This is a genomic window from Luteimonas sp. S4-F44, from assembly GCF_022637415.1.
Classification (GTDB): Bacteria; Pseudomonadota; Gammaproteobacteria; order Xanthomonadales; family Xanthomonadaceae; genus Luteimonas.
In genome coordinates, this window is sequence record NZ_CP093340.1 from 1,469,921 (window position 1) to 1,484,373 (window position 14,453).

The following is a 14,453-nucleotide window of genomic DNA, read 5'->3' on the forward strand; positions in this document are numbered from 1 at the left end:
GCCGGGGCCCGGTCACAAGGAAGGGGGACGGCCGTGGCAGAATAGCGGCATGTCCTATCTCGTCCTCGCCCGGAAGTGGCGTCCGAAGCGGTTTGCCGAGCTGGTCGGGCAGGAGCACGTCGTGCGTGCGCTGACCAACGCGCTGGAGACCGGCCGCGTCCACCACGCCTTCCTGTTCACCGGCACCCGCGGCGTCGGCAAGACGACGATCGCGCGCATCTTCGCCAAGAGCCTGAACTGTGAGCGCGGCACCTCGCCCGACCCGTGCGGGGCGTGCGAGACGTGCCTGGCGATCGACGCGGGGCGCTACATCGACCTTTTGGAGATCGACGCGGCCAGCAACACCGGCGTCGACGATGTGCGCGAGCTCATCGACAACGCGCAGTACATGCCCTCGCGCGGCCGGGTGAAGGTCTACCTGATCGACGAAGTGCACATGCTCTCGAAGTCGGCGTTCAACGCGCTGCTCAAGACGTTGGAAGAGCCGCCGGGGCATGTGAAGTTCCTGCTGGCGACGACCGATCCGCAGAAGCTGCCGGTCACCGTGCTCTCGCGTTGCCTGCAGTTCAACCTCAAGCGGCTGGACGAGGACCAGATCCAGGGCCAGATGACGCGGATCCTCGAGGCCGAGGGCATCGCTGCGGACGCGGCGGCGATCCGGCAACTCTCCAAGGCCGCCGATGGCAGCCTGCGCGACGGACTGTCGTTGCTCGACCAGGCGATTGCCTACACCGGTGCGGGCGGCGAGGGCGGTGCGCTGGCCGATGCGGCGGTGGCGACGATGCTCGGCAGTGTCGACCGCACGCGGGTCGGCAACCTGTTGTCGGCGCTGGCGCAGGCCGATGGCGCGAGGCTGATGGCCGAGGTCGCGGCGTTGGCCGAGTTCTCGCCTGACTGGTCGGGCGTGCTCGATGCGCTGTCCGAAGCGTTGCACCGCATCCAGGTCCGCCAGTTGGTGCCCGAGGTCGGCATCGAGGCCGATGGTCTCGATCTGGATACGCTGGCGTCGTCGGTGCGGCCGGAGGTCGTGCAGCTGTGGTACCAGATGGCGCTCAACGGCCGCCGTGATCTCGGCTTGGCGCCGAGTCCGCGTGCGGGCTTCGAGATGACCGTGCTGCGCATGTATGCGTTCCGGCCGGCCGAAGGCGGCAACGCCGGGGCGCCGGCGGGCAGCGGTGCCGGGCAGGGCCGGGCATCGGGGCCGGTTGCGGCACGGGCCGCGCTGGGCGATGCGTCTGCGGCGGCGCCGCGGGCCGCTGCGCCGGCGCTCGAGCCCGCAACGCTGGCGCGTCCGGTGCCGCGCGCGCCGGTCGATGCGGTGCCGATGGCGGCCGCGGGCCAGGGCATCGACATGCCGCGCAAGGCGCCGCCGACCCCTCCGCCTGCACCGGTCCCCGAAGCTATCCCTGCGACCCGTGCCGAGCCGCCCGCGACTCCCGCGCCGCGCGCCGAACCGGCGCCGCCGGCCGTGCAGCCGTCGATGACGCTCGATGCCGACGGCTGGCTGGATCTCGTGGCCGATCTGCCGCTGCGCGGCCCGGTGCGCGAGTTGGCGGCCAGCGCGGCTTTCGTCAGGCTCGAGGGTGAGGTGCTGACGCTGGCGCTGCCCGAGTCCGACGAACACCTGAAGGCGCCGATCATGGTCCATCAGCTGGCGTCCGCGCTGGCCGGGCCGCTGGGCGCGACGCCGCAGATTCGCTTCGAGACCGCGGCCGCGCGCACGGCGCCGACGCTGCACGAACGCAATGCGCAGCAGCGCGATGCGTTGCAGGCGGCGGCCGAGCAGAATTTCCTCTCCGATCCGGACGTGCAGCGCCTGATGTCGCAACAGGGCGCGCGCCTAGTGCCCGATTCCATTCGCCCCTACGACGAACAAGGACTTTGATGATGCGTGGAAATATCGGCCAGCTGATGCAGCAGGCCCAGAAGATGCAGGAAAACATGCAGCGCGTGCAGGAAGAGCTGGCCAACCTCGAGGTCGAGGGCAGCGCCGGCGGCGGCATGGTCAGCGTCACGCTGACCGGTGCCAAGGCCTGCCGCAAGGTGCGCATCGATCCGTCGGTGTTGTCGGACCCGGAGATGGCCGAAGACCTGATCGCGGCCGCGTTCAACGACGCATCGAACAAGGTCGATGAGGAGTCGAAGGCGCGCATGGCCGGTGCCACCGCCGGCATGCCGCTGCCGCCGGGCATGAAGCTGCCGTTCTAAGGCCCACGGTATCCAGGGCGGGGCGCCTCGCCGCCCCGTTCGCCGAGACGCACCGCGGTTCACTGCGGCGCGCGCGTCGTGGCCCCTCCTTCTGACTGACCTCCGTCCGCGCATGTCCGCATTGCTGGAACAACTGATCGATGCGTTGCGCGTGCTGCCCGGGGTCGGGCAGAAGTCTGCGCAGCGCATGGCCTATCACGTGCTCGAACGCGGGCGTGACGGCGGCGCGCGGCTGGCGGCGGCACTGGCCGAGGCGGTCGAGAAGATCGGTCACTGCGCGCGCTGCCGCGATTTCAGCGAGACGCCGGTGTGTGCGACATGCGCCAGTGCGTCGCGCGATGCGCAGACCCTGTGCGCGGTCGAGACGCCGGCCGACCGGCTGGCGATCGAGCAGGCCACCGGCTACCGCGGGTTCTACTTCGTGCTGCAGGGCCGGCTGAGTCCGCTCGACGGCATCGGCCCACGCGAGCTGGGCCTGGACCTGCTGGCCGCGCGGCTGGCCGAGGGCGAAGTGCGCGAGCTGATCATCGCCACCAATCCCACGGTCGAGGGCGAGGCCACTGCGCACTACCTGGCGCAGATCGCGCGCCAGCACGGCGTGCGGCCCAGCCGCCCGGCGCACGGCCTGCCGCTGGGCGGCGAACTGGAGTTCGTCGATCGAGGCACGCTGTCGCATGCGTTCGGCAGCCGCAGCGAAATCGGCGATTCGTGATCCAGGCCCGGTGACGTGCGCTGCGCGTCGACGGGGCGGCAGCGCGACCGGCGGCAGCGGTATGCTCTGGGCCATCGCGAATCACCAGTGACGCTTCCATGACCATCTTCCACAAGATCATCCGCCGCGAGATCCCGGCCGACATCGTCTATGAAGACGAGCACCTGATCGCATTCCGCGACATCGGCCCGCAGGCGCCGGTGCATGTGCTGTTCGTGCCCAAGCAGGATTACGCCACGCTCAATGATGTGCCCGAGGATGCGCCGGAGGTCATCGGCCGACTTGCGCTGGCCGCCGCGCGCTATGCGAAGGCGCAGGGCTTCGACAAGGATGGCTATCGCATCGTCATGAACTGCAACGACCACGGCGGGCAGACGGTGTACCAGATCCATCTGCACCTGCTCGCCGGTGCGCCGCTCGGGCGCTTCGGTACGCCCGCGTAAGCGTGCCGGCGCGGGCTTACCAGTAGCCCCACCACGGCCAGGGCGCCGGGCGGGTCAGCACGTCGACCGTCTCGCGCACCGGCCACAGGTAGACCACGTCGGCATCGAGGCGCGGGAAGCGGTAGTCGTACTCGCCGATCCGGCGGGTGTCGTAGCCGGCGATGCGGCCGGTGAAGGTGACTTCGCGGTTCTTCTCGAACACGGCCGGGTCGTAGAAGCCGGCGCGGCAGGCGATGAAGCGGCCGTTGGTGTCGTCGCTGGCCCAGTACGGGCGCCCGGTCGCGGTGAGCCGGGTGGCGATCATCTCGAAACACGTGGCGTCGGGCCGCGGCTCGACCTGGACGATACGCCCGCCCCAGCGCACTGCGGTGCCGGTGTAGTCGCCCTGCACGGCGGCATGCGGCGTGGGCGATTCGGCGAAGCCGCCCTGCAGGGGCTTGGGCTGCGAGGCGCAGGCGCCGAGCAGCAGGGCCAGGGCGCTGATGGGCAACAGGCGGGCGGGGCTCATGGGGAGGTCTCCTTCGCAGCAGGCGTTGCGGTGGGGCGATGCGCGCGCAGGTCGTGCGCCAGCATGGGGTCGGCCGGGTCCGCAGCGTAGCGTGCGGCGACGAAACGGCGGGTGAGTGCGGTCAACTCGGCGGCGTCGCCGGTGGCCGGCGCAATGCGCGCCGCCCAGGCCGAGGCGGGCTCGTGCGGCAACCGGCCGAGGCCGCGACGGGCGTAGCGCCGGCCCATCCGGTGCCAGGCGCGGAGCAGGGGGTCGCGCTCGCGTTCGCTGCGCGCGATCAGCCACCCCATCGCGCCCAGCGCCAGCAGTGCGACGACCGTCAGCAGCGCGACCAGGCCGCTGGCGCCCAGCCCACCGAGTCCGAGCCGGTGCAGCATCGTCTGCTGGCGGTCGGCATCGAAGCCGAGTATGAAATCGTTCCAGCCGCGCCTGGCCCAGTCGCCGAGGTCGAAGATCGGCGCGAAGCGCGCGCCGCCCACGCGCCCGGCCGCGAGCCGGTCTTCGAGCGTGTCGTAGATGCGCTCGGGCGCGACTGCGGCGGTCGGGTCGACGCGAACCCAGCCGCGGCCCTCGAGCCAGACCTCGTTCCAGGCGTGCGCGTCCATGCGCCGCACCAGCCAGTAGTTGCCGTAGGCGTTGCGGCGGCCGCCGACGTAGCCGGTGACCACGCGCGCGGGAATCCCGGCCTCGCGCATCAGCACGGTGAAGGCCGAGCTGAAGTGCTCGCAGAAGCCGGCCTGCTGGTCGAACAGGAAGTCGTCGATCGCGTTGCGGCCGGGCAACGGCGTGTCCAGGGTGTAGGCGAAGTCGCGCTCGATCCAGGCCAGCGCGCGTGCGACCAGTGCGGCGTCGTCGCGAGTCTCCGCGCGCCATTGCCGGGCGAGCGCGCGGGTGCGCGGGTTCAGGCCGGCGGGCACGCGCAGGGCCTCGGCGCGGGCAAGCGCGGGCAGTTCGGCCTCGAACTGCCGCGGCGGCGCCGAGCGCAGGCGCCAGCGGCTGACGCTGTCGAGCCGGCGCGGGCTGCGCAACGTGTAGTCGCGCGTGCCGCGCACGCCGTCGGGCAACGCGGTCGGCAGGTCCAGCGCGACCAGCAGGTCGCGTCCGGTCGGTTCGATCACGACCTCGTAGTCCCAGGTCGGCGTGCCATGGGCGATCAGGTCCGGTCTGGCCGGTGGTTGCCGGCGCGAGCGTGTCCAGGTGCGGCCGTCGTAGTCGGTGAGCGTCGGCCCGCGCCAGTACATCTGCGAGACCGTCGGTTCTGGACCGGTGAACGCCGCGCGCAGCGCCGGCGAGTCGTCGGCCAGAAGATCCAGCCATTGGCCTGCGCCCATTTCGTCCGACAGCCCCGGCGTGGCCGAGGCGCGGTCCGGCACGCCCCACAGTGGCGTGGACAGCCGCGGGAACAACCAGAACACCGCCAGCGCCAGCGGCAGGCCGAGCGCGATCAGACGCAGCGCGGTCGCCCATCGGCGACGGTCGCTGTCCGGTGCCAGGCCCGATTCGGCATCCGACAGCGCGAGCAGGGCGACCACCACCAGCAACGTGCCGGCCAGGCCCAGCAGCAGCGACAGCGGGCCTTGGTCGAGCAGGAACGTGGCGAACGGCGCGAACAGCGCGAAGCCGAGCAGGCTGCGGGCATCGCGCAGTGTGCGCAGCTCGGACGGCTTGACCGCCAGCATCGCCGCGAGCAACGCGCATCCGGTCTCGCGTCCGACCGTGCCGCCGGCCTGGACGAGCACCCAGCCCAGCAGGGCGAGGGCGGCGGCGCCGCGCAGCCAGGCCGGCAGCTGGCGGCGGCCGGAGACGGACGTGACCAGCACCCCGACCGCGGCGACGACGATCGCCACCGGCAGCGCAAGCTGCAGCAGCAACGGCAGCAGACACACCGCCGCGGCCAGCAGCGTGCGGCGGCGTCCGCGTGCGTCCAGCGGCTGGCCGGCGGGGCGAGTCATGGGCCGTCGGGGAGCAGCGCGAGCGCGCGCAGGCAGGCCTGGCGGTGGTGCGCGCCGCGGTCGGGGCCGAGCGGTGCATGGCCGGGCACGCGCAGCAGCGAGCGCACGCCGTCGCGTTCGGCGATGTCGACCCAGCGCGCGAGCCGCCGGATGCGCGCCTCGTGACCGAGGCCGCCCAATGCCGCCCAGTCGAGCACGACGTCGGCCCCCTGCGGCCGCTCGAACTCGCGCACGACCAGGGCATCGCGCCGGGCCGAGGTTTTCCAGGCGATCGCGCGACGCGCGTCGCCCTGGCGCCATTCGCGCAAGTGGTGCAGGTCGTCGCCGGCCGGGTGCAGTCGCGCCTGCGCGTCCTCGCCGGCGCCCAGCGGCAGTGGCGGGCCGTGCGCTTCGGGCGCGGGATGCACCAGCAGCCGGAGATCGGGGCGCACCCAGGCCCAGGCGCGCGCCAGTCCCAACGGCCGGGTGCTGGAGATGCGGATGCGCGGCGCGGGCATCCAGCCGCGGCGCTGCGTCGGCAGCGCCAGCGTGGTCTCGCCGCCGGTCTCGTCCAGCGACAGCGGCGCGGCGACAGCGTCCTCGCAATCGACCCGCAGGCCGCGGCGCTCGCGCCCCGGCGGCGCGCCCACATGCACGTGCAGCGGCATCGACCGACCGGCGGGGACCGGCTCGCCGCGCACCGCGCGCACCTCCAAACCGCTGAGTTGCAGTTGCGTCCACAGCAGGCTGGCCAGCGTCGCGCCGCCCAGCAGCAGGCACAGCAGCAGTGCCGGATTGTTGTTGTAGTTCAGGGCGCCGGCCGCCATCGTCGCCAGCAGCGCGATGAGGAAACCGCCGAACGGCGTGGGCAGCACGTAGATACGTTGACGGTCGATGCGCACCGGCAGCGCCTCGGCGTGGCGCGGGCGCATCCAGCGTTCAAGGCGGCGGCGCAGGCCGGTGGCAGCCATTGCGTCAGTCGACCGGCACGGCCTGCAGGATCCCGGTGGCCAGCGCGTCGCCGTCGCCGGCATCGTCGGCGACCAGCCGGTGCGCGGCGATCAATGGAAACAGCCGCTGCACATCGTCGGGCAGCGCGTGCGCGCGGCCCTCGAGCAAGGCCAGTGCGCGTGCGGCGCGCAGCAGGGCCAGCCCCGCGCGTGGCGACAGGCCGACGCGGACGCCGGGGTGGTGGCGGCTGCGCGCGAGCAGCGCCTGCACATAGTCGATCAGCGCAGGGCTGGCGTGGACCGCGGTGGCCGCGGCGCGCATCTGCTGCAGATCGGCTTCGCCCAGTTGCGGCAACGTGCCGGCGATCAGGACGCGCCGGTCTTCGCCGGCAAGCAGCGCGCGCTCGGCGTCGCGGTCGGGATAGCCGAGGTTGAGCCGCATCAGGAAGCGGTCGAGTTGCGAGTCGGGCAGCGGATAGGTGCCCGACAGGTCCACCGGATTTTGCGTGGCGATGACGAAGAACGGGTCGGGCAGGGCGTGTGTGGTGCCGTCGACCGTGACCTGGTGCTCGGCCATCGCTTCGAGCAGTGCGCTTTGCGTGCGCGGAGGCGCGCGGTTGATCTCGTCGGCCAACAGCACGTTGGTGAACACCGGGCCGCCGTGGAATTCGAAGCGCCGCGCGGCGCCGTCGTAGACCGAGACGCCGACGACATCGGACGGCAACAGATCGGAGGTGAACTGCACGCGCTGAAAGCCGAGCCCGACAGTCGCGGCGATCGCGTGGGCGAGCGTGGTCTTGCCCAGGCCCGGCAGGTCCTCGATCAGCAGGTGGCCGTCGGCGAGCAGCGCGACGAAGGTCATGGTGACCGCGGTCTCCTTGCCGAGCACCAGGCGATTGACCTGTGCGCGCGCCGACGACAGGGCGTTGCGCTGCGCGTCGGTTAGCATGGCGCGGGTCGTGGACGGATCGGGCATGCGCGGTCTTTCCTGCGACGTTCTTTTCCGAGTGTAGCGAGGTCGGGTGCAATGCGGCGGATCGAAATGCGCACGGTGTTCATTGCGCTATGGGTGCTGGTCGTCGCGCTGAAACTGAGCATCGCGGTGCGCTTGCCGCTGTTTGTCGACGAGGCGTTCTATTGGCTCGAGGGGCAACGGTTGGCCTGGGCGTACTCGGATCTGCCGGGGCTGACCGCCTGGCTGATTCGGCTGGGCACCGAACTTTTCGGCGATGGACTGCTGGCGGTGCGCCTGCCGTTCGTCGCGATCTCGGCGCTGGTGCCGTGGCTGCTGGTGCGTCTGACCGCGCGCGAGTTCGACGCCGATGCGGCCTGGACCACCGGCTGCTTGGCGCTGTTGCTGCCGCTGTTGGGCTCACTCGGGGTGATGGCATTGCCCGATGCGGTGTTGGCGCTGGCGACGGTGCTGTGCCTGGACGCCGGCACGCGCTTGCTGCGCGGGGTGACCTACGGCGCGTCGCTGTTGCTCGCGCTGGGTCTGGCGCTGGGCGCGTTGAGCCATTACCGCTTCATCGCAGTGATCGCCGTGGGCATCGTCGCGCTGGCGTCGCTGCCCTCCGGTCGCCTGGCCTTGCGCGACCCGCGGGTGTGGATTGCGATCGCGTTCGGTGCGGCAGCCTGGGGGCCGCTGCTGGCGTGGAATCTCGCCAACGCCGAGGCCGGGCTGCGCTTCCAGATGGTCGACCGTCACCCGTGGGCGTTCCACCTCGACGGCTGGCAGTTCCTGGTGATCCAGGCGGGTTTGGTGACGCCGCTGGTGTTCGCGGTGCTCGCGCTCGCGGCCTGGCGCATGCGCCGCATGCCCGACGACGCCGCGCGGTTCCTCGCATTGTGCGGCGCGTTGATCGTCGTCGGGTTCTTCGCGCTGGGCTTCGTCGCCGATACCGAGCGCGTCAGCTTCCACTGGCCGCTGCCGGGCTATCTGGCACTGCTGCCATTAGCCGGCTTCGTGCTGGTCGGCTGGCCGCGCTGGTTGCAGGCGCTGACCTGGGCGTCGCTGGTTGCGGGCTTTTTGCTGGTCAACGGCTACTACGTCGCGGTGTCCTCGCCGCAGGTGCGCGAGCGCGCCACGGCGCTGAAGTGGTATCCCTCGAACTTCGCCGGCTGGGACCAGTTGGCCGATGCGGTGCGCGAGATGCGGGCCGACATGCCCGACGACACGGTGCTCGTCGCCGACAATTTCAAGATCGGTGCTGAACTGGGTTTCGCACTGGGTGATCCGGACATCCGCGTGCTCGATCACCCGATCAACCGCCATCACGGCCGCGCGCCGCAGCTCCAGCTCTGGGGGCTGCAGCTCGACGACCGTGCGGATCTCGCCGGCCGCCCGGCGTTGGTGGTGGTCGGCGCGACCGACGTGAAGTTCAGCGCGCTGCTCGAGCGCTATCAGCAGCTGTGCGCAACACTGGGCAGCCTGCCAGTGACGCGTGTGGTCAACGTCGATCGTGGTGGACAGCGCTTCCTGCTGTTGCGTCTGGATCGCGACGCCGCGCCGGATGCCGATTGCGTGACGCCGGTCTTGGCGCATGTCGATGCGCCGGCACCGAACGCGCGCGTGGCGGGGCAGGTCGAGGTCCGCGGTTGGGCGATCAAGGACGTGACCGGTGTCGAATCGGTCGTCGTGACGCTGGATGGCGCGCCCGTCGCCACCGCCCGCTATGGGCTGCCCAACGCGTTCGTGGGCGGCTTCCTGCAGGGACGCTCGCGCGATCCCGGGCAGCCGGATATCGCCTTCACCGCGACGCTCGATCTGCGCGACCGGCCGCCGGGCCTGTACTGGCTGGGGCTGGAGGTCGTCGGCCGCGACGGCTCGGTCGAGCGCTGGGCCGAGCAGCCGCTGCGCGTTGCCGCGCCTGAGTGATCGCATGCGTCGCCGGTGCCCGACTTGAGTCGGCAGGCGGCGCGGACGAGAATCGGGAGTCCGGCCGCGTCGCGGTCGTCGACCAGGCTGCAGCATGCACAACCTCCGCGTTTCCATCGTCCAGGGCGCCACGATCTGGCACGACCCGGAGGCCAATCGCGATTACTACGGCGGCCTGATCGCGCCGTTGCGCGGCCTCAGCGATCTGGTGGTGCTGCCCGAGACGTTCACCAGCGGCTTCAGCAACGACGCGATCGAACGCGCCGAGGACATGGACGGGCCCACCGTGACCTGGATTCGCGCGCAGGCGGCCGCGCTCGATGCGGCGGTGACCGGCAGCGTGCAACTGCGCGACGGCGACGGCGTCTACAACCGCATGCTCTGGGCCACGCCCGATGGCGCGCTGCAGTGGTACGACAAGCGGCACCTGTTCCGCTACGCCGGTGAGCACAAGCGTTACGCGCCGGGGCGGGCGCGGCTGACGGTCGAACTCAAGGGGTGGCGGATCAATCCGCAGGTCTGCTACGACCTGCGCTTTCCGGTGTTCTGCCGCAATCGCTTCGATGTCGAACGTCCGGGGCAGCTGGATTTCGACCTGCAGCTGTTCGTCGCCAACTGGCCGGCGGCGCGCGCTTACGCGTGGAAGACCCTGCTGCGCGCACGCGCGATCGAGAACCTGTGTTACGTGGTCGGCGTCAACCGCGTCGGTCGCGACGGCAACGGCCTCGACTACGTCGGCGACAGCGCCGTGCTCGATTTCCTCGGAACGCCGCTGAGCGAATGCACCGACGCCGAGGTCGTCTCGACCACGACGCTGCTGGCTTCGGAACTGGCGGGGCACCGCGAACGGTTCCCGGCGATGCTCGACGCCGACCGTTTCAAAATCCTCGACGCCTAGCGCGAACGCCCGATGCTCTTCGCCTCCCCCGTGTGCGGGGGAGGCCGGCGCGCAACGCGCGTCGGGTGGGGGCATGGGCTTTCCCGGGAAAGCGCCCCCACCCAACCCTCCACCCGTCAAGGGCGCAATGCCCCGCCAGGGGGGAGGGCAAGCACGGCCTCAGGCGGGTTGGTTGCGGGCGAAAACGATGGCGCTGTCAGCGCGACACCAGCTGGCTGTGTCGGCTCGTTCGAGGTGCGAAGTCCGGACACGACACGGGGCCCGAAGGCCCCGTGTTTGACGCACTCCTGGCAACTGTCCTCAGCGACCGCCACCGCGCGGACCGCGGTTGCCGCCGCCGGGCGGACGACCGCCGGGGCCACGGCCGCCCGGTCCACCCGGTCCGCGATTGCCTCCACCCGGACCTCGGGCGCCTGCCCCCTTCGGGCCGCGGTTGCCGCCAGGACGTGGTCCGCGCGGGCCGGCGTTGGGGTTGAAGCTGCCGGGGTTGGCGTGGTCGGACGGGAACGTCGGGGCGCTGTCGGGATGGCCATACGGGGCGCGCGGACGGCCTGCGCCGGCGCCGGCCGGCTTCGAGGACCAGGGGCCCTGGCCGCCGCCGCGCGGACCTTGTCCGCCCGGACCGCCGGGGCCGCGCTTCTTCGCTCCGGCGCCGCCGTAGGGCTTCTTGGGGCCGCGGCCGTCGGCGTTGCGATGGCCGCTGGGGCCGGTCTCCACGCCATCGGGCACGTACCAGGTGCGGAAGGCGGCCGGGTTGCCCTCGGGCAGCGCGCGCGCGCCCTTGTCGGCCCGCTGCTTGAACGGCTTGTGCGACTGCTTGGCGGCGGCGTCGCCGCTCACCGTCAGGCCGCCGTGCGGCTTGCGCGGACCGCCGCGGCCGCGACCGCGGTCCTCGCGCACGTGGTCGAAGCGGCGCAGCTCGCGCCCTTCGTCGGCGCCGCTGTTGTGCCCGTTGACATAGGCCTTGCCGGCGCCGCCCTTGCCCAGGTGCACGGTCGACTTGGCGGCCTTGCGCTGGCCGATCACCGGCTGCAGCGTCAGTGCCGGCGGTGGGCCTTCCTCGAGTTTGAGCTCCTTGCGCAGTGCCTCGACCTGTGCATCGGGCAGTTCCTGCGACTGGCCGCGCAGCAGCGGCTGCGGCAGCACCACCTGGCCGTAGCGCACGCGCTTGAGCCGGCTGACCTGGCAGCCCTGCGATTCCCACAGCCGGCGGACTTCGCGGTTGCGGCCTTCCTTGAGCAGCACCTGGAACCAGTCGTGCGATTCGGTGCCGCCGATGCGCTCGATCTCGTCGAACTTCGCCGGCCCGTCCTCGAGCGCGACGCCGCGCCGCAGCCGGTCGACGATCTTTTCCGAGACCGTGTCTTCGCCCTCGGGGGCGCGCACGCGGCACACGTACTCGCGTTCGACCTCGTAGGACGGGTGCATCATCGCGTTGGCGAGTTCGCCGTCGGTGGTGAGCAGCAGCAGGCCGGTGGTGTTGATGTCCAGGCGGCCGATTGCGATCCAGCGCGCGCCTTTGAGCGCAGGCAGGGCGTCGAAGATCGTCGGCCGGCCTTCGGGGTCTTCACGCGTGGTGACTTCGCCCTCGGGCTTGTTATAGATCAGCACGCGCGCCGGCTCGGTCAGCGCACTGGCGACGAAGACCTTGCCGTCGAGCTCGATGCGGTCGCCGCCTTTGATCGACATGCCGGTCTGCGCGACCTCGCCGTTGACCTTGACCAGGCCGTCGGCGATGCGCTGCTCGAGCGCGCGGCGCGAGCCCAGCCCGGCCTGCGCGAGCACCTTGTGCAGGCGTTCTTCCAGGCGCGGCGCGGCTTCGGCGGCAGGCGTTTCGCCGCGCTTGAGCGACAGGGTGCGTGCGGGTTTTTCGGTGTTGCGTTGCTGCGTCATGTGGGGCTCCGGTCGCTGTCGCCGTCGGCGGCGAGGGCGGGGTCTTCGTCGTGAATCGGGGAAGGTTCGGGGTCGGACGGTGCGTCCGGGGAAAGGTCTTGCGGTGTGGCCTGCGAGGAGGCCGGGGCCTCGTCCGATGGGCCGGGTGTGGCGTCCGATGCCTCGGACGGTGGGATGCCGTCGGCGTCGGCGTCGGCGTCTGCATCAGCGGTTGGATCGACATCGTCGTGTCCGGCGATGCCACCGATATCGCGCGTGCCTTCGTCGCTGCCGCCCTCGGCGCCGGCCAGGCGCAGTTGCGGGTCGAGCTCGGCGAAATCCTTGAGCTCGGACAGCGGCGGCAGCTCGTCGAGCCGCTTGAGGCCGAAGTAATCGAGGAATGCCTTGGTGGTGCCCAGCAGTTCCGGGCGGCCGGGCATGTCGCGGTGGCCGACGACGCGGATCCACTCGCGCTCTTCGAGTGCCTTGATGATGTTGCTGTTGGTCGCCACACCGCGGACCTGCTCGATCTCGCCGCGGGTGATTGGCTGGCGGTAGGCGATCAGCGCCAGTGTCTCGAGCGTGGCGCGGGTGTACTTGGTCTGCCGCTCGCTCCACAGCCGCGCCACCCAGCCGTGGACGTCGCTCTTGACCTGGTAGCGCCAGCCCGAGGCCAGCTCCACCAACTCGACGCCGCGTTCGGCGCAGCCCGCCTGCAGTTCGTTCAAGGCCTGCTTCAGGCGGTCGTCGGGCGGGGCCTCGTCGAGCGTGAACAGCGCACCGAGCTGGGCGACGGTCAGCGGCTGCGTGGAGGCGAGCAGGGCGGCCTCGACGATGCGGTTGATCAGGGGCTGGTCCATCGGGATGGTCGGAAGATTCGAAAAAGAAGGGGTCAGGACTGCGGCGCGTCGGGGACGTCGTCGTCGAACTCGCTGGAAAAACGCGTCGGCGGTGCCTCGCCGTCGGCGCTGGCCAGCGACTTGATGTAGATCGGCGCCAGCGGCGCTTCCTGCACGATGTCGAGCAGGCGTTCCTTGGTGAGCTCGAGGATCGACAGGAACGTCACCACGACGCCCAGCCGGCCTTCTTCGGGCTCGAACAGCGATTCGAAGCGGTGGAACGCGCCGCCGGCCAGCCGGGTCAGCACCTCGCCCATGCGCTGGCGCACGCTCAGCGCCTCGCGCCGGATCGCATGCCCAGTGAACAGCTCGGCGCGCTTGAGCACGTCGTGCAGGGCCAGCAGCATTTCGCGCAGTTCCACCTGCGGCGGCTCGCGATTGACCGGGCGCTCGGGCAGCGCGACCTGCGCCGGCGTGGTGTCGCGGTCCTGTCGGGGCAGGCGGTCAATGTCCTCGGCCGCCTGCTTGAAGCGTTCGTACTCCTGTAGCCGGCGCACCAGTTCGGCGCGCGGGTCGCCCTCGTCGCCTTCCTCGATCGCCGGCCGCGGCAACAGCATCCGCGATTTGATCTCCGCCAGGATCGCGGCCATGACCAGGTACTCGGCGGCCAGCTCGAAGCGCAGTTCCTGCATCACGCCGATGTAGTCGACGTATTGCTGGGTGATCTCGGCCACCGGGATGTCGAGGATGTCGAGATTCTGGCGGCGGATCAGGTACAGCAGCAGGTCGAGCGGGCCTTCGAAGGCCTCCAGGATCACTTCGAGTGCGTCCGGCGGGATGTACAGGTCCTGCGGGATCTGCAGCACCGGCTGGCCGTGCACGAGCGCCAGCGGCATTTCCTGCTGCTGGGGCGAGGGGCCTGCGGCCGCGGGCGCGGTCTCGGGCTGGCTCATTCGGGGCGCGGCCGCATCGGGTCGCTCGGAAGTGGGATCACTGGCGAGGCATCATTGGCAGGGCGTGGCGACAGGACGGCGGCCACTGCGGCGCGGGTCCGATCGGGTGCGCGGCATCTGCCGGCGCGATAAGGACTACGGTACTGCGAGGACGTCTTCGGACCGCACGCCAAGCGCGAAGCGCGTCTGCAGGCGACAGGCGCGGAGATCGGAAGGCGTCGGACCCGGACCGGAGCGACGACCGCGGGCGGGCTGGCGTCT

The 14,453-nt window shown here is 71.2% G+C and carries 12 protein-coding genes and 1 pseudogene; 6 read left to right on the forward strand and 7 right to left on the reverse strand.

The window, feature by feature from the left end; all coding sequences use genetic code 11:
* Nucleotides 1–49 precede the first annotated feature (49 nt).
* From dnaX to MNO14_RS06750, 4 genes are all read left to right on the forward strand, one after another.
* Nucleotides 50–1,885, forward strand: coding sequence for a DNA polymerase III subunit gamma/tau (dnaX, locus tag MNO14_RS06735; RefSeq protein ID WP_241945933.1), 1,836 nt, complete (start codon nucleotides 50–52; stop codon nucleotides 1,883–1,885).
* A gap of 2 nt (nucleotides 1,886–1,887) precedes the next feature.
* Entirely contained in the window at nucleotides 1,888–2,208 is a 321-nt protein-coding gene (locus MNO14_RS06740) for a YbaB/EbfC family nucleoid-associated protein (RefSeq protein ID WP_047136330.1), read from the forward strand.
* 112 nt (nucleotides 2,209–2,320) lie between these two features.
* Complete coding sequence (recR, locus tag MNO14_RS06745; protein ID WP_241945934.1) at nucleotides 2,321–2,920, forward strand: recombination mediator RecR; 600 nt, start codon at nucleotides 2,321–2,323, stop codon at nucleotides 2,918–2,920.
* A 98-nt stretch (nucleotides 2,921–3,018) separates the two neighbouring features.
* On the forward strand, nucleotides 3,019–3,363 hold the full coding sequence (locus MNO14_RS06750) for a histidine triad nucleotide-binding protein (RefSeq protein ID WP_183426418.1): 345 nt from the start codon (nucleotides 3,019–3,021) through the stop codon (nucleotides 3,361–3,363).
* Nucleotides 3,364–3,379: 16 nt separating this feature from the next.
* Here MNO14_RS06750 and MNO14_RS06755 read toward each other — a convergent pair whose 3' ends face one another.
* From MNO14_RS06755 to MNO14_RS06770, 4 genes are read right to left on the reverse strand one after another with little or no spacing between them, the layout of a single operon-like run.
* On the reverse strand, nucleotides 3,380–3,871 hold the full coding sequence (locus MNO14_RS06755; protein ID WP_183426417.1) for a Slp family lipoprotein: 492 nt from the start codon (nucleotides 3,869–3,871) through the stop codon (nucleotides 3,380–3,382).
* The gene (locus MNO14_RS06760) at nucleotides 3,868–5,823 is read right to left on the reverse strand and encodes a DUF3488 and transglutaminase-like domain-containing protein (protein ID WP_241945935.1); all 1,956 of its coding nucleotides are present in this window, start codon (nucleotides 5,821–5,823) and stop codon (nucleotides 3,868–3,870) included. The genes MNO14_RS06755 and MNO14_RS06760 overlap by 4 nt, the downstream gene beginning before the upstream one ends.
* Nucleotides 5,820–6,773, reverse strand: coding sequence for a DUF58 domain-containing protein (locus tag MNO14_RS06765; RefSeq protein ID WP_241945936.1), 954 nt, complete (start codon nucleotides 6,771–6,773; stop codon nucleotides 5,820–5,822). The genes MNO14_RS06760 and MNO14_RS06765 overlap by 4 nt, the downstream gene beginning before the upstream one ends.
* Before the next feature lie 4 nt (nucleotides 6,774–6,777).
* Nucleotides 6,778–7,728: an AAA family ATPase gene (locus MNO14_RS06770; protein ID WP_241945937.1), complete on the reverse strand. Its 951-nt coding sequence runs from the start codon at nucleotides 7,726–7,728 to the stop codon at nucleotides 6,778–6,780.
* Nucleotides 7,729–7,779: 51 nt separating this feature from the next.
* On the opposite strand from MNO14_RS06770, the gene MNO14_RS06775 reads away from it, so the two are divergent.
* Nucleotides 7,780–9,630, forward strand: a complete 1,851-nt coding sequence (locus MNO14_RS06775; RefSeq protein ID WP_241945938.1) for a glycosyltransferase family 39 protein — start codon at nucleotides 7,780–7,782, stop codon at nucleotides 9,628–9,630.
* A 94-nt stretch (nucleotides 9,631–9,724) separates the two neighbouring features.
* Nucleotides 9,725–10,528 carry an amidohydrolase gene (locus MNO14_RS06780; protein WP_241945939.1) on the forward strand — a complete coding sequence of 268 codons (804 nt, stop codon included), beginning with the start codon at nucleotides 9,725–9,727 and terminating at the stop codon, nucleotides 10,526–10,528.
* 300 nt (nucleotides 10,529–10,828) lie between these two features.
* Here MNO14_RS06780 and MNO14_RS06785 read toward each other — a convergent pair whose 3' ends face one another.
* The 3 genes and pseudogenes from MNO14_RS06785 to MNO14_RS06795 all read right to left on the reverse strand — a co-directional run bounded on the left by MNO14_RS06785 (nucleotide 10,829) and on the right by MNO14_RS06795 (nucleotide 14,192).
* Nucleotides 10,829–12,421, reverse strand: coding sequence for a pseudouridine synthase (locus tag MNO14_RS06785; RefSeq protein ID WP_241945940.1), 1,593 nt, complete (start codon nucleotides 12,419–12,421; stop codon nucleotides 10,829–10,831).
* Nucleotides 12,422–12,714: 293 nt separating this feature from the next.
* A pseudogene (gene scpB, locus MNO14_RS06790) lies at nucleotides 12,715–13,260 on the reverse strand (SMC-Scp complex subunit ScpB); the annotation flags it as partial.
* 32 nt (nucleotides 13,261–13,292) lie between these two features.
* Entirely contained in the window at nucleotides 13,293–14,192 is a 900-nt protein-coding gene (locus MNO14_RS06795; RefSeq protein ID WP_241945941.1) for a ScpA family protein, read from the reverse strand.
* Nucleotides 14,193–14,453: the final 261 nt, after the last annotated feature.

Bases quoted from the DNA above. Each gene is read 5' to 3' on its own strand.
- dnaX (WP_241945933.1), top strand. From the start codon at position 50: ATGTCCTATCTCGTCCTCGCCCGGAAGTGGCGTCCGAAGCGGTTTGCC.
- MNO14_RS06740 (WP_047136330.1), top strand. From the start codon at position 1,888: ATGCGTGGAAATATCGGCCAGCTGATGCAGCAGGCCCAGAAGATGCAG.
- recR (WP_241945934.1), top strand. From the start codon at position 2,321: ATGTCCGCATTGCTGGAACAACTGATCGATGCGTTGCGCGTGCTGCCC.
- MNO14_RS06750 (WP_183426418.1), top strand. From the start codon at position 3,019: ATGACCATCTTCCACAAGATCATCCGCCGCGAGATCCCGGCCGACATC.
- MNO14_RS06755 (WP_183426417.1), bottom strand. From the start codon at position 3,871: ATGAGCCCCGCCCGCCTGTTGCCCATCAGCGCCCTGGCCCTGCTGCTC.
- MNO14_RS06760 (WP_241945935.1), bottom strand. From the start codon at position 5,823: ATGACTCGCCCCGCCGGCCAGCCGCTGGACGCACGCGGACGCCGCCGC.
- MNO14_RS06765 (WP_241945936.1), bottom strand. From the start codon at position 6,773: ATGGCTGCCACCGGCCTGCGCCGCCGCCTTGAACGCTGGATGCGCCCG.
- MNO14_RS06770 (WP_241945937.1), bottom strand. From the start codon at position 7,728: ATGCCCGATCCGTCCACGACCCGCGCCATGCTAACCGACGCGCAGCGC.
- MNO14_RS06775 (WP_241945938.1), top strand. From the start codon at position 7,780: ATGCGGCGGATCGAAATGCGCACGGTGTTCATTGCGCTATGGGTGCTG.
- MNO14_RS06780 (WP_241945939.1), top strand. From the start codon at position 9,725: ATGCACAACCTCCGCGTTTCCATCGTCCAGGGCGCCACGATCTGGCAC.
- MNO14_RS06785 (WP_241945940.1), bottom strand. From the start codon at position 12,421: ATGACGCAGCAACGCAACACCGAAAAACCCGCACGCACCCTGTCGCTC.
- MNO14_RS06795 (WP_241945941.1), bottom strand. From the start codon at position 14,192: ATGAGCCAGCCCGAGACCGCGCCCGCGGCCGCAGGCCCCTCGCCCCAG.